At 44.7% G+C, this 13,376-nt stretch carries 15 protein-coding genes; 6 read left to right on the top strand and 9 right to left on the bottom strand.

Annotated features, from left to right (window positions below; genetic code table 11):
- Positions 1-47: 47 nt before the first annotated feature.
- Both J2Z37_RS11570 and J2Z37_RS11565 read right to left on the bottom strand, forming a co-directional pair.
- Complete coding sequence (locus J2Z37_RS11570; RefSeq protein WP_209810576.1) at positions 48-1,271, bottom strand: cation:proton antiporter; 1,224 nt, start codon at positions 1,269-1,271, stop codon at positions 48-50.
- An 8-nt stretch (positions 1,272-1,279) separates the two neighbouring features.
- Positions 1,280-1,777: a cation:proton antiporter regulatory subunit gene (locus tag J2Z37_RS11565; RefSeq protein WP_209810424.1), complete on the bottom strand. Its 498-nt coding sequence runs from the start codon at positions 1,775-1,777 to the stop codon at positions 1,280-1,282.
- Positions 1,778-2,001: 224 nt separating this feature from the next.
- Between J2Z37_RS11565 and J2Z37_RS11560 the strand changes: the two genes are divergently transcribed.
- The 4 genes from J2Z37_RS11560 to J2Z37_RS11545 all read left to right on the top strand — a co-directional run bounded on the left by J2Z37_RS11560 (position 2,002) and on the right by J2Z37_RS11545 (position 4,431).
- Positions 2,002-2,745, top strand: coding sequence for a hypothetical protein (locus J2Z37_RS11560; RefSeq protein WP_209810423.1), 744 nt, complete (start codon positions 2,002-2,004; stop codon positions 2,743-2,745).
- 3 nt (positions 2,746-2,748) lie between these two features.
- Complete coding sequence (locus J2Z37_RS11555) at positions 2,749-3,132, top strand: GntR family transcriptional regulator (protein ID WP_209810422.1); 384 nt, start codon at positions 2,749-2,751, stop codon at positions 3,130-3,132.
- The gene (locus J2Z37_RS11550) at positions 3,125-3,820 is read left to right on the top strand and encodes an ABC transporter ATP-binding protein (protein ID WP_209810421.1); all 696 of its coding nucleotides are present in this window, start codon (positions 3,125-3,127) and stop codon (positions 3,818-3,820) included. The genes J2Z37_RS11555 and J2Z37_RS11550 overlap by 8 nt, the downstream gene beginning before the upstream one ends.
- A gap of 125 nt (positions 3,821-3,945) precedes the next feature.
- Positions 3,946-4,431: a hypothetical protein gene (locus tag J2Z37_RS11545; RefSeq protein ID WP_245203747.1), complete on the top strand. Its 486-nt coding sequence runs from the start codon at positions 3,946-3,948 to the stop codon at positions 4,429-4,431.
- Between the two features lie 49 nt (positions 4,432-4,480).
- Here the strand turns inward: J2Z37_RS11545 and J2Z37_RS11540 are convergent, their stop codons facing one another.
- Positions 4,481-4,813 carry a LysM peptidoglycan-binding domain-containing protein gene (locus J2Z37_RS11540; RefSeq protein WP_209810420.1) on the bottom strand — a complete coding sequence of 111 codons (333 nt, stop codon included), beginning with the start codon at positions 4,811-4,813 and terminating at the stop codon, positions 4,481-4,483.
- A 79-nt stretch (positions 4,814-4,892) separates the two neighbouring features.
- Complete coding sequence (locus tag J2Z37_RS11535) at positions 4,893-6,017, bottom strand: mandelate racemase/muconate lactonizing enzyme family protein (RefSeq protein WP_209810419.1); 1,125 nt, start codon at positions 6,015-6,017, stop codon at positions 4,893-4,895.
- A gap of 148 nt (positions 6,018-6,165) precedes the next feature.
- Between J2Z37_RS11535 and J2Z37_RS11530 the strand changes: the two genes are divergently transcribed.
- Positions 6,166-6,915 (top strand): SDR family NAD(P)-dependent oxidoreductase, encoded by a 750-nt coding sequence (locus J2Z37_RS11530; protein ID WP_209810418.1) that lies wholly within the window; start codon positions 6,166-6,168, stop codon positions 6,913-6,915.
- 94 nt (positions 6,916-7,009) lie between these two features.
- Here the strand turns inward: J2Z37_RS11530 and J2Z37_RS11525 are convergent, their stop codons facing one another.
- A complete protein-coding gene (locus J2Z37_RS11525; protein ID WP_209810417.1) occupies positions 7,010-8,188 on the bottom strand; it encodes an iron-containing alcohol dehydrogenase in 1,179 nt (392 codons plus the stop codon).
- A 123-nt stretch (positions 8,189-8,311) separates the two neighbouring features.
- Here J2Z37_RS11525 and J2Z37_RS11520 point away from each other — a divergent pair, with 123 nt between their 5' ends.
- Positions 8,312-8,608 (top strand): hypothetical protein, encoded by a 297-nt coding sequence (locus tag J2Z37_RS11520; protein ID WP_209810416.1) that lies wholly within the window; start codon positions 8,312-8,314, stop codon positions 8,606-8,608.
- Between the two features lie 317 nt (positions 8,609-8,925).
- Here the strand turns inward: J2Z37_RS11520 and acsA are convergent, their stop codons facing one another.
- The 4 genes from acsA to J2Z37_RS11500 are packed head-to-tail and all read right to left on the bottom strand — an operon-like array spanning position 8,926 to position 13,219.
- Positions 8,926-10,686, bottom strand: coding sequence for an acetate--CoA ligase (gene acsA, locus J2Z37_RS11515; protein WP_209810415.1), 1,761 nt, complete (start codon positions 10,684-10,686; stop codon positions 8,926-8,928).
- A complete protein-coding gene (locus J2Z37_RS11510) occupies positions 10,619-11,431 on the bottom strand; it encodes an ABC transporter ATP-binding protein (protein WP_209810414.1) in 813 nt (270 codons plus the stop codon). The genes acsA and J2Z37_RS11510 overlap by 68 nt, the downstream gene beginning before the upstream one ends.
- Positions 11,432-11,447: 16 nt before the next feature.
- Positions 11,448-12,227: an ABC transporter permease gene (locus J2Z37_RS11505; protein ID WP_209810413.1), complete on the bottom strand. Its 780-nt coding sequence runs from the start codon at positions 12,225-12,227 to the stop codon at positions 11,448-11,450.
- Entirely contained in the window at positions 12,224-13,219 is a 996-nt protein-coding gene (locus tag J2Z37_RS11500) for an aliphatic sulfonate ABC transporter substrate-binding protein (RefSeq protein WP_209810412.1), read from the bottom strand. Before J2Z37_RS11500 ends, J2Z37_RS11505 begins: the two co-directional genes overlap by 4 nt.
- Positions 13,220-13,376 lie beyond the last annotated feature (157 nt).

Below are 13,376 nucleotides of genomic sequence, written 5' to 3'. Positions count from 1 at the left end.
AATGAGATGCCCCAAGGAAATATGCAAAGATTCCTTGGGGCTCTTGTTTATCCTTCTTGCGATTTTTGTTCGACTACCTTTTTCTTTTTGGTAGGGAGAATCTTCACTGCCAGATTGTAAATGTTTTTCGACTCCTTCGTCAGGATGGGTCCAATGGAGGCTAGGATCAAAACATACAAGGCGGAAAAAGGTTTGATAATCGGCAGCAAGCCAGCGGCAATTCCAAGGTTGGCTACGACAATCGTAAGTTCCCCCCGAGAAACGATCGTCAAACCAATATTGGAAGAAGCTTTATAGGAAAGCCCGGCGTTTCTTCCGGCTATCAGCCCTGCTGTGATATTAATAATAATCGTTATCAATACTGCCCCAAGCGCTAACCAAATCGCCTCACCCAAGGAGAAAGGATCAATTCCAAGTCCAAAGCTGAAAAAGAAGAACGCGCCGAAGAAATCACGGAAAGGGACAATTAATCGTTCAATCCGTTCGCGGTGTTCTGTCTCTGAGTAGACTAATCCAAGCAGCAAAGCGCCCACCGCTTCGGCAACATGAATCGTTTCCGAGAACCCGGCAACAAAAAACAACGATCCAAAGATAATTAAGATGAAAATCTCATCCGAACGAACATTTAAGAGTCGATTTAATAGAGAGGTGCCTTTTCTTGCGATAATAAAAAAGAGAAGCATATAGCCGAAGGCAATGGCTACAGATCCTAATGTACCCATAAGGGATGTGGATTCGCCAAGAACAAGACCGGAAATCAAGGAAAGGTAAACAGCTAAGAATAAATCATCGAACATGACAATCCCAAGAATCAGTTCTGTTTCTGGATTGGCTGTCCTGCGATAATCCACCAATACTTTGGCAATGATTGCCGATGAAGTTACGGTGAACATCCCTGCAATGATCAATATTTCTGCAAGGGGAAAACCAAGCAGATACCCAAACAAAAGCCCGGAGCCAAAATTCATTAGTACATGGATCGAGCCGCCCACTGCAATATTTCGTCCGGAACGGATAATCTTGCTTACAGAGAATTCAATGCCTAGATAAAACAGAAGGAAAAGAACACCAACCCGTCCAAAAAAGTGAATGATTTCTGAACTGGCGATGAATTGGAAGTTAATGGTTCCAAAAGAGGGGGCATGTGGACCAACGATCATGCCGATCAAAATAAAAAAGGGGATCACCGAAAATTTAAACCTTCCAGCAAGTACAGCGGCCAGGGACACAAGAACGAGGGCAGTACCAACTTCTAATACCAATGGATCTATCATCGATACTATGTGTCCCCTTTCGCCAGAACTTCATGGACAAACCGTTTTAAATTTTTTCTTTCCCCGGAAACAACGACCGTATCTTCCCCTTGAATGATCGTTTCCGGACCCGGATTAATCAAATTTTGCTTGCTCTTGCGAATCACTCCAATCATAGAAACATCGTAAACTTGGCGAATCTGCATTTCCCCGATCGATCTGCCAACCGCTTTGGCCCCTGGTTCAACCTTAAACCACTCAATCACCAAATCATTTAGGGCTACCTCAATGGTTTCCAGCGCTTGTGGCTTATATATCATGCCACCTACAATGGCCGCCAATTGCCGCGATTCTGTATCTGTTAAGGTAAAGTTGGAGATCGGCTCCTCATAATCATCCCGGTCAAAATGGTAGATCTCTCTTCGTCCATCATCATGAATGATAATCACGATCTTCTCCTTATCACGTGTTTCAATTTCAAATTTCTTCCCAATACCAGGAAGTTCAATCTCTCTAATGTTCAAAATAACCCCTCCACTCTTTTTCATGTTAACCCTATACTAATAGGATTTTCTTATTTCATTTCTATTGTATCAAATAACTGATCAGAAAATTTTATTTATTACGCATTTCACAAAGTGTTCATAAGTCAGGAACCAAATTTTTTTTTATGGTTTGACAACTGTTCTGTTACCGTGTACTATATCACTAATACACTAATTCACAAATACAAAATGGGGTGTTTTCATTGAGTGCTTGGTCTGGTTTAGTACGTAAGGAATTTAGGTTAGGTCGTACGGCGGCATTGATTGCCTTTTTGATGATGGCTGTTTTTATGGGATTTGGCTTTTATATGTCGGGGAAAACCCACCCGGGGATTCTTATTCCTATGTCTTCCATGTTGTTAATGGGGCATATCATCTATCTCCCCATTTATCTAGGAATCAGTTTGCAACGTGAAAAACATACGATGCATCTTTGGCTGCACAATCCCCTTCCCGGGAGTACCCTTCTTACGGCGAAATTACTGAACGGCTTTGCGGCGCTGTGTTTTTCTCTCTTTTTGGCCTGTTTGTTTGCTCTTTATGCATGGCAGATCAACTCAGGGATCGTCGATGTGACTACAGAGCAAATATGGGCTACGGGGATTTTCATGCTGATTCATATCATTCTTGCTTCGATCTACCTGGGTTTCTGGACTTTATTATTCTCCATGATCGAAATTGTTTCGAAACAGAAGCTCGGCAAATGGCGCATATTGATTATCCTTTTCATCATCTTCATTGGTCCTCGTCTCTGGGGTACGCTTGAAGGAACATGGTTTTATAACCAATTAACACACTGGGGCGCAATCCCTCTTTCAACCAACAACCTTCTGCATCTGATGCATTTTGATGTGGTTTATGCAGGAATTTATGTATTTCATCTTATTCTGGCAGCTCTACTATTTTGGATTTCAAGCTGGATGCTGGATCGCAAGGTTGAGGTGTAGGCCATGGGGGAAGAGTTTAATCCATCAAAACCAATTTATCTGCAATTGATTGAGCGGATTAGCCACCAGATTGTTCGTAAAGAGCTTTCCGCAGGGGAAAAGCTCCCTTCCGTTCGGGAAATGGCGATCTCGTCTGGCGTGAATCCAAACACCGTGCAACGAACCTACAGTGAACTCGAGAGGATGGGCATCGTAGAAACAAGGAGAGGACAGGGAACCTTCGTGACAGAAGAGGAGAACATCTTATCCTCCTTAAGGGAAAATTTAAAGGAAAAGCAAGTTATCCAATTTATCAATGATATGCGAGAAATGGGCTATTCTGATCGGGAAATGGTCGAGGGGTTGCAGGAATATCTTCAAAAAGAGGGGGACACAAAGCATGATTGAATTTAAGCAGGTTTCCAAACGATATGGAACAAAACACGCATTAAAAGAGGTGTCGTTTTCCCTGCCAACGGGAAAAGTGATTGGAATCATCGGAGAGAATGGCAGTGGAAAATCTACGACACTAAAGTTGATTGCCGGATTGGCAAAACCTTCTTCAGGTGAGATTTTGGTAAATGGCAAAGCGGCTTCGCGGAGAATTAGTCAAATTGTCTCCTATCTTTCGGAATCGGATGGCTTCTACCCTTTTTTCTCCGTAGGCGATATGGTTGACTATTCCCACTCTCAATTTGCCGATTTCAGACCTGAAAAGGCAAATGAAATCTTGTCATTTATGAAGCTGGATCGCAGTCAAAAGATCAAGAACTTATCTAAAGGAAATCGCGGTCGCCTGAAGATTGTCCTTACCCTAGCCCGCGATGTTCCCATTATCCTCATGGATGAACCGCTTTCCGGGTTGGATCCGCTCGTTCGCGATTCGATTATTAAAGGGTTAATTTCCTTTATTGATATTGAAAAGCAAACGGTGTTAATTACCACGCATGAAATCGAAGAAGTGGAGCCCATTCTTGACACTATGGTGGCCATTAAGGATGGACGGGTAATATGCATACAGGATGTGGAGGAATTGCGCATACAGGAGAAAGCAGGAATCCTTGATTGGATGAAAAAGGTGTACCAAGAAGGCTAAGAATCTAGGATTACATGATACTAAACTTACACTTAAGATAGATATACAACCATTTTAAGAGAAACTGGTTTTTTTCCCTAGTTCATAATTGATCGCTCTTCATAGTTTATAAGAGAGGTGATCATATGAATAAAACAAAGGTAGTTTCCAGACCAAGCAGTTCAAGAAAACCCATGGTTTTAAAAGCAAAGATTGCTAATAAAACGAGGGTAGTAAAACTTCCAGCTCGATTGAGCCAAAGGGGAGAGAATTTAAGGCTTCAACTCTTTTCTGACATCAATTTTGAGGGAGACCGGATTGTTTTTAATGCCGGAGAGGTAGCAGTGCGTGACATGCGAATCCTTGGTTTCAACGATGTTTTATCGAGCTTCCGGATGAGAAACAGCGATGAGCGAAGAGAAGTCAGCCTTGTTCTGTTCGAAGATATTAATTATCAAGGAGATTTTAAGATTTACCGCGGCAGCCGAAATATTCGTAATCTCGTAGATGAAGGTTTTAATGATCTAGCTTCTTCATTGGTTTTTGTTGCTCGCCGAATTAGTAATAGTCGCGTTCGCCAAATTCAACGGGATCGAAGACCCCCTGGGGCTGTATTGGAAATTAGAAGGTAAGGAAATGTGGGCTGCATTCTGCTATGCAGCCCTCTATTATGTTTACAGCTCAACGCCCTTCGAGACGACGCACCCGATTCTCCAGATTCCCCACGCGGCGTCCCAATTGATTGACTTCCCGCTCCAAGGCGTCAACGCGCTGCTCCAATTGACGACCTGGAAACGGGCCTGGCGACGGACCGGGACCTGGTGATGGGGACGGATATCCAGGGACGGGAACAGAGGGTGGTCCGGATTGAATTGGAATTCTTATTGTCGTTCCCACAAAAACTAAATTAGGGTCGGAAATTCCGTTGGCACGCATAATTTGCTGTACACTTACCCCATAGCGCTGCGCAATCATCCATAAATTCTCACCGGGCTGGACAACATGACTAATCAATTCCATTCCTCCTTGTAGGTTAAAATCCATAACAAGGTATGAATAGGGTCGATCGTCTGTCCTAGGCATCCATCTATTTTTAAAAATTAATCAAGTATTTTTTCATCACCTCCTCGTTTATTTCGACTCCCAATCCTGGCTTTTTCGGTGTATCGATATATCCATTTTGAATGGTAAGCGAATCAAAACAATAATCCCGCAATGGGTCATCAAGGAATGGGCACTCATACAAAAAAGTCGGTTTTTCATGGGTCATCGAATAAAACTGCAATGTTGCTGCGTACAGCATCCCAGATCCCCATACATGCGGGGTAAGCGGCACCTGCGCTTGTTTGGCAAGTTCAATAAGGGCAGGAATCTGCGAGAATCCCCCACATAAAGAAAGCTCCGGCTGTAAAATAGAAACTTTCGATTCTATTAATTGCTCAAATCCAGTCAGTGAGTATTCATTCTCCCCAGCGGCAATAGACATTTTTGCGTTTTTCGTTATTTCTTGATATCGTCCATACTGATCCGGTTTGAAAGGCTCCTCCAACCAGTAAATTCCGAGATCCTCCAAACGCTTGACCAAATCTTTGGTTTCCTCTACACTTCGCATTCCGCAATTGGCATCAACCATTAACTGCATATGCGCAGGCATTTCCTTGCGGACCTGCCCGATCAGCCAAGCCTCTTGCTCTACCGGGTATCTTCCCGCCTTCATCTTAATTCCATGGTAGCCTCGATCCACGAAACCTTGCATTTCATCCATAAAGAAGGGCAACTGTTTTTGGTAATCTTCTACATCGCGATAGAATAAGCCCGTCCCATAGATAGGAATCTGATCTATTGGCTCAGCTCCAAACAGCTGACAAACCGATTTTCCCGCCATTTTCCCCTGGATATCCCAATAGGCTAAATTAAAAGCACTTTCGATACACCCTAGAACGTAAGGCGCGACTCTTCCTTCAAGGCTTCGGCGAATTTCCTTTTGGACAAGTTCCCATGAGTCAAAGTTAATACCGATTAAGGAAGGGAACAATTCGTTAAATAGCTTGTACAGCTGGGATTGATCGCCGTAAGCTTCACCATATCCAATAACCCCCTCATCCGTTACAAGCTGGATTACATTGCCGCACTTCCCCTGAAAGAACACGAGTGAATTACCTAGCGGTCTTTCAAAAGGAGAAAATAAAAATAGACATTTTAATTTGCTAATTTTCATCTTTAACCTCCCTAAGTCGTAAACCTTTATCTTCTCATTATATATTATATTTATTCTACCATTTTTATATTTTTTGAATAATGTTTGACCAGATTTACTTAAGACTGTACACTTCCTTATAGAATCTATTGTATAGGAGGACTTTCCTGTGAGATTGCAAGACAAAGTGGCTGTGGTTACAGGTGGCGGCGGAGGAATTGGTTGGAGTACGGGTTTATTATTTCTGCAGAAGGGAGCAAAAGTCATCTTAGCAGATATTGAGCCGCCCAATCCGGAAGTAGAGCGGGCATTGCTCAGTCAAGAAGGAATTACTTTTATTACCGCTGATGTGTCCCAAGAAGAAGGGGCAAAAGAAGTCATCGACACTGCCGTTAGGAAGTACGGTGGAATTGATATTCTTATGAACAATGCCGGCATTAATCCGGGCGGGACGGTTACAGATACACCTGTTGATCTGTATGATCAAATACTGAGTGTAAATTTGAAAAGCGCCTTTTTATGCAGTAAATTCGCTGTCCCACATATGCTTGAAAAGGGAAGAGGATCGATTGTGAACGTCTCTTCCATTAATGGGATACGTGGAAATACAAACCTTGTTGCCTATTCCGCCTCAAAAAGCGGAATTATCGGTCTCACCCAATCCATGGCGTTAGATTATGCGGAAAAGGGGATTCGCGTAAACTGCATCTGCCCTGGAACAATCAAAACCCGAATGGTCGACAATTTAATAGATACCACGGGTCCGGAGATCATTGAGGCTCTTCTCGCGAAAAGTCCGATGCGGCGATTTGGCGAGGCTGCGGAAATCGCGTATGCAGCATTATTTCTAGCGAGTGATGAAGCATCCTTTATTACAGGGGTTACGTTGCCTGTTGATGGGGGACGAAGTATTCGGTAGCAATAGGAGAGTGTGCTGGGGGTGTCTATGTATTTTTCTAACCCCTATGGGCACTCTCCCTTTTGATCAGGTGTGACGGTTTTATTGCTGTACCCTACCCAATAACCTCCAATCTTCCTTCCAATGCCTCCTGATAGATTGCCTCAATCTCCCGAACCGTTAACCAACGAGGGTTATTGTTTAACAGCCGATCAATTTTACTAGCTTCCTCCGCTAGCCCAGCAATATCCTCCTGTTTGACACCCACTTGTTTCAAATCGGTTGGAATCCCTACGTCAACAGAAAGCTGTGCCATGGCCCGAACGGCCTGTTCCGCCGCTTCTCTCAAAGATAGTCCTTCCACCTGTTCACCCATTGCCCTAGCCACTTCAGCAAATTTCTCCAGGTTTGAAATGACATTGTACTTCATCACAAAGGGCAGCAATAAGGAATTCGCAACCCCGTGTGGGACTTTGAACTTCCCTCCTAAAGGATAAGCCAAAGCATGCACTGCCCCAACACCGGCATTCCCTAGGGAGATTCCCGCCAACAGGCTGCCCATGGCGAGGTCTTCTCGTGCTGACAAGTTCTGCCCTTGGTAGACGGCTTGCCGAAGAGAGCGGCTGATTAGCTTTATCGCCTGTAAGGCAATTCCGTCTGTCAGTTCGTTAGATCGGATCGCAGTATAGGATTCTACGGCATGGACCAACGCATCCATCCCTGTTGCCGCGGTGACACTTGGAGGCATCGACATAGTCAACTCCGCATCTACAATGGCCACATCTGGCAGTAGGTACGGTGAAACAATCCCCTTTTTCACATTATCCCTTGTATCAGTAAAGATCGCATTGTACGTCACTTCCGACCCTGTTCCTGCCGTAGTTGGCACCAGAATGAATGGGGTCCCTTTGTTGGCTACCTTTTCAATTCCGACTAATTCCCGCACATCCCCAGAGTTTGTCATCATAACCGACAAGACCTTGGTAACATCGAGAGAACTGCCGCCCCCAAGTCCAATGAATAAATCGTAACCCTTGTCGCGAATTTTCCCAGCGATTTGTTCCACATTTTCAAACGGAGGTTCGGGAATCACCTCATCGATGATATCAACAGACAGATCCTCTTTTTTCAAAGGGGCAACCACCTTTTGAACTAAACCATTCTGATTTAAGATTTTATCCGTAACCAATAGTACCTTCGTTGCTCCTAATTTTTTCGCTTCTTGCCCAATTTGTGCGATGGAACCTGTACCCATAATTAACTTTGACGGTGTACGAAAAATGGATAGACTCATAAACCTTTTCCCCCTTACAATACTATCAAACTACTTATAAATTTCTGCATTTATCTTCTACTTCCTTCAAAAAGTATTCTGTCAACAATAGGGGGCGATATAATTTATATGAGGTGTATTTTGGTGAATATTTTTTGGAAATTGATTTATCGTTTTGGTAAATTAATCGGGATTACATGGATGATTGTGGGGATTCTTGGAGCCATTTCTGGATTATCAGTATATATCATCGGGGCAGTTCCTGGTTTAATTTTTGCATGGCTCGGCTGGAAAATCTATAGGATAGCATCGAATAAGCAGCCAGGTCTGGTGAGAATTAGGTTACTTGCTACTTTTGTTAGTGGATACATGATTGTAGGAATTGTTGCTGGGTTGGCTATGATCATTGCCATTATTGCGTTATTTCAATATGAACCATAACCACTGCCTATGGCGGTTTTAATAGGCGGAGAAAGGCTCTAGATTTGGACTGAAATACGCTGATTCCTCCCAATTCAGTCCGAATCAGACCCCGATTCAGACTCAAATCCGCTGGTTCCCCCCAATTCAGTCCGAATCACACCCCGATTCAGACTCAAATCCGCTGGTTTCCCCCAACTCAGTCCGAATCACACCCGAATTTGGACTCAAATCCGCTGGTTCTCTCAACTCAGTCCGAATCACCTACTGAGAGGAAGGGAGAGTCCTTAAAGGGATGCAGAAAATAGGTGAAGCCTCGGTTAATAATCCGTGCTAATTCAATCCACCAACGCAACTCTCAAGCAAACCCCGCCATCTAATTGCGAAGTATCCCCTGCATCCTGATTCAATTCCCATGCCTTCAACACCCTGCGCATAATTTTCCCGCTGATTCTCGTTTTCGGAAGCAGTTCGAGCACTTCAATTTCCCGCGGGGCACTATGGGTAGCAAGTTCCGAACGCACAAACAAGCGGATTTCCTCCAAAAGCCTAGCTGTCGGATTATATCCCGGACGAAGCACGATAAAAGCTTTGACAATTTCCCCTCGCAACCCGTCAGGTTTACCAATAACGCCTGCTTCCGCAACGGCCGGGTGCTCTATCAACTTACTTTCCACTTCAAACGGTCCGATTCTCTCACCCGAAGAATTGATCATATCATCATTTCGCCCCTGGAAGAAGACATATCCATCCTCATCGACATAGGCCAAATCACCTGATACATACCATCCATCATAAGGAAAATACGAACGATATTTCTCTGGATTGTTCCAAATCTCTTTCATCAAACCTGGATAGTCTGCCTTTACACAAAGCTGTCCGATTTCACCAACCGGCACCTCCCGGCCGCTTTCATCGAGAATGCCTACAGTAATCCCTGGAAAAGCACGCCCCATCGAACCGGGTTTGATCGACTGTGATGGGAGGTTGACGATTAAATGCGCACCTGTTTCTGTCATCCACCAGGTATCGTGAATCCGTACACCTAATTTTTCTACGCCCCACTTAATGGCTTCAGGGTTCAGTGGCTCCCCCACCGACAGCACGTGTCGGACAGAAGATAAATCAAAACTCTTCAGCTCCTCGTCCCCTTCGGCCATCAACATACGAAAAGCAGTAGGCGCACTATACCAGATCGTCACTTTTGCCCGCTGAATGATGTCGTACCAAAACTCAGCCCGAAAACGTCCCCCATTCACCACAACCGTTGCTCGATTCAACAAAGGAGCAAAGATCCCGTACACACTGCCTGTCACCCAACCGGGATGGGAGGTACACCAGTAAATATCCTCTTCATGGATATCGAGCACCCATTTCCCGGTGATATATTGGTGAATCATGGCTCGGTGGCGGTGCAAGACACCTTTTGGCTTTCCTGTTGACCCAGATGTGTAGTGAATAACGAACCCATCCTCCAAATCCACCCATTCTATAACATCCTGATCAGCACGCGTTTTTCGATATTCCTCATAGAGGGAGACTTCTCCTTCTGTACAATCTTCCGCTTCCGCTACCACAAAAACCGTTTGCAAATCAGGAAAATCACTTTTCGTTATCCTCTTGCCCAATACCGGATCGGTAATTAGCACCTTGGCCCCACAATCAAGCATCCGATCGCGAACAGATTCTTCCATAAACCCTTCAAACAAGGGACCGGCAATGGCGCCAATTTTAATTGCGGCAAGAATACTAATATAGCAATCTAAATTTTTTGGCAAAAAGATAAACACCCGATCTCCCTTTTGCACCCCATACTTCTTTAAAATCGTCGCTAAATGGTCCGTTCGATCCTTCAGTTCCTGATACGTGCAGCGGACTTCTTTTGAGCCGTGGAGATAATGCAGAGCCAGCTTCTCACCATATCCTTCTGCGACATGCCGATCCACGCATTCATAGACGATATTCACTTTTCCGCTCTCATACCAGCTGAAATCTTTCTCCACCTGCTCCCAGGAAAAGCCTTCCCGAACCTTAAGATAATCCTTTAAATGATAATTCCCGTCTAGCGGCGGGATGACGTTCCCATATGTTAGTGTCATCTTGCACCTCTCCTGTTTTCTCTGCTGTTAAGTGCAGAAGCTGTAAGATCTCTTGCTTCTGCCTGGCTAATCTCTCACTGCCTCGTGAGCGTGGGCGGGATTCCGTAACCTCGATGACTTCCACCAATTCTCCTGGCTGCCCCCTTAAAATGAGCAAACGATCTGATAAATAAAGGGCTTCATCGATATCATGGGTGACCAAGAGCATCGTGGATTGACATTTCTTCCAAACCTGCAAGAGTAAATCCTGCAGCTGCATTTTGGTGAAAGCATCGAGTGCACTAAACGGCTCATCTAATAAAAGAATATCGGGGGATGTCACGAGGGAACGAGCAATGGCCACACGTTGGGCCATCCCGCCGGATAATTCCTTAGGATAATGGCGTTCAAAACCCTCAAGCCCGACTAATTGGAGAAATTCCAGAGCCTTTTTCCGATTGGTGTCTGAATCACCTCTTAACCCAAACGACACGTTATCAATTACATTTAACCAAGGCATTAAGCGTGGTTCCTGAAAGATGACTCCAACCCTCTCATGGATTCCCTGCAATGGGGCCTGGTCGATCAAGATAGATCCTTGATATTCGCTGTCAAGGCCTGCAATCACACGCAGCAAACTGCTTTTCCCACAACCGCTCGTTCCCAAGATGCCGATTACTTCGTGAGGCTGTGCCTCAAAGCTCAAGTCGCGAAAGGCCATTTTTCCATTGGGAAACGTCCGAGTGACTGTTTTTAAAGTTAACATGAAAAACACCTCCTACTCATCGTTTATGTACGAGAGAATCCTGCCAATGCAGGGCCCTCCATTCCACCTTGGCTAACAAAGCATCCGTGAATTTCCCCAGGATGGCAAATAAAACAATACTGGCTAAGATAATTTCCGGAGCCGTTGTATTCTGTCCAAACACCAGAAGGTAACCTAATCCTTGGCTTGCTCCTAATAACTCTGCCGCGACTACAAACATCCAGCCAACACCAAGTCCTCCCCGCAGCCCCACTAAAAAAGACGGAAGAGAAGCGGGCAGAATAATCCGGTGAATCAACTGACGGTTACTAAATCGATACACTTTCCCGACCTCTATTAGCTTTCGATCCACACCTTGAATCCCACTTACCAGGTTGAGATAGGTAGGAAAAAACACCCCCACCGCAATTAATGTGATCTTGGAAGTTTCCGTAATTCCCATCCAGAGAAGAAACAAAGGAACCCATGCTAAGGAGGGAATCGAACGGAAGGCTTGCAAAGTCGGATCCAGTAACCGTTGGGCCAAAGGATAAAAACCTACGACAGAACCAAATAGGATGGCTAGCCCGACCCCTAGTAGAAAGCCAAGCAAAATTCGGTACATGGTAATTCCAATATGCGCCCACAAACTTCCATCCTTTGCTAACTCCACAATACTATCCAACACGGCCAACGGTGAGGGAAGTAGATAGGGCTGAAACACCCCCTGGGAGCAGAGAACCTGCCAAATGACAAGAAGGACCAGGGGGAGAATTCCCCCTAGGATGATCCCTGTAAAGCGAGCGGAATGGGTCATGGCTTCACTACCTTCTCTGCAAAGGAAGGCTCGATTAGTGCATCAACAACCTCTTCTAGATTGACGTTAGGCTTGATGATTTCATTGTTTTGCAGGACTTTCCCAGCCTCTAAAATCGTATCCCGCTGCATATCTCCTGGAATTGCCTGGGTAAAATCGTTTCGTTCTAGCTCTTTTTTCGCTACCTCTGCACTTAATTTGGCTTCCTTAGCCAAGATCTCCGCTGTCTCATTTGGGTGCTCGATAGCCCATAATCTTGCATTTTCATAGACTTGCAGCACCTTTTCGACATAGGTAGGGTATTTTTCAGCAAAATCTTTACGAACATTCAGAAAACCATAGGTATTAAAATCCGGATTGCGATAAAATAACTTCGCCTTATTCTCCAACTCCACCCGTGCCATATGAGGATCTAATCCAGCCCATGCATCGACATGTTTACCGACTAGTGCGGACGCACCGTCACCATGCTGTAATGGAACAACCTCAATATCCTTGGCGGTCAAACCTACTGTATCCAAAGCACGGAGTAAAAAGATATAGGGATCTGTTCCGACGGTCGCGGCTACCTTTTTCCCTTTCAAATCTTCTACCTTTTGAACAGGGGAATCTTCTCCCACCACCAGCGCCGTCCATTCCGGCTTAGAGTAGAGGTAAACTCCCTCAATAGGTGCACCATTGGATTTGGCTATAAGCGCTGCAGCCCCTGCTGTCGATCCGAAATCAACAGAGTTGCTGTTAAGGAATTCCAATGCCTTATTGCTTCCTTGGCTTAAAACAAATTCAACCTTCACACCGTCCTCAGCAAAAGCCTCTTCCGCCCAACCTTTTTCTTTGATCACTAAACTTAAAGGGGAGTAGTACGCGTAATCTAGGCGAATCTTCTCAGGCTTTGCCTCCCCTTTCGCTACGGATTCTGTATCCGTCTGCGAGCATCCCGCAAACAACCCTACACTAGCTGTTAATGCGAGACCTAGCCAAAACTTTTTCATCTTTATTCTCTCCTCTAATTTATAAGTTTACATACCTGAATACTTGGTTTTTCTATTAAAAATTTTTACAGTCATTTTAAAACCGACTACTGGAGGATTTCATGAGTTTACTGGCACTTTTTAAGGTGTTACTAGGAAAATGGCGAAGGTCTGGAAA

Origin of the sequence: Ammoniphilus resinae, from assembly GCF_017873965.1 — a bacterium.
Classification (GTDB): Bacteria; Bacillota; Bacilli; order Aneurinibacillales; family RAOX-1; genus Ammoniphilus_A; species Ammoniphilus_A resinae.
Note: the sequence above shows the minus strand (reverse complement) of the source record. Positions and strands in the feature narration are given on the sequence as shown.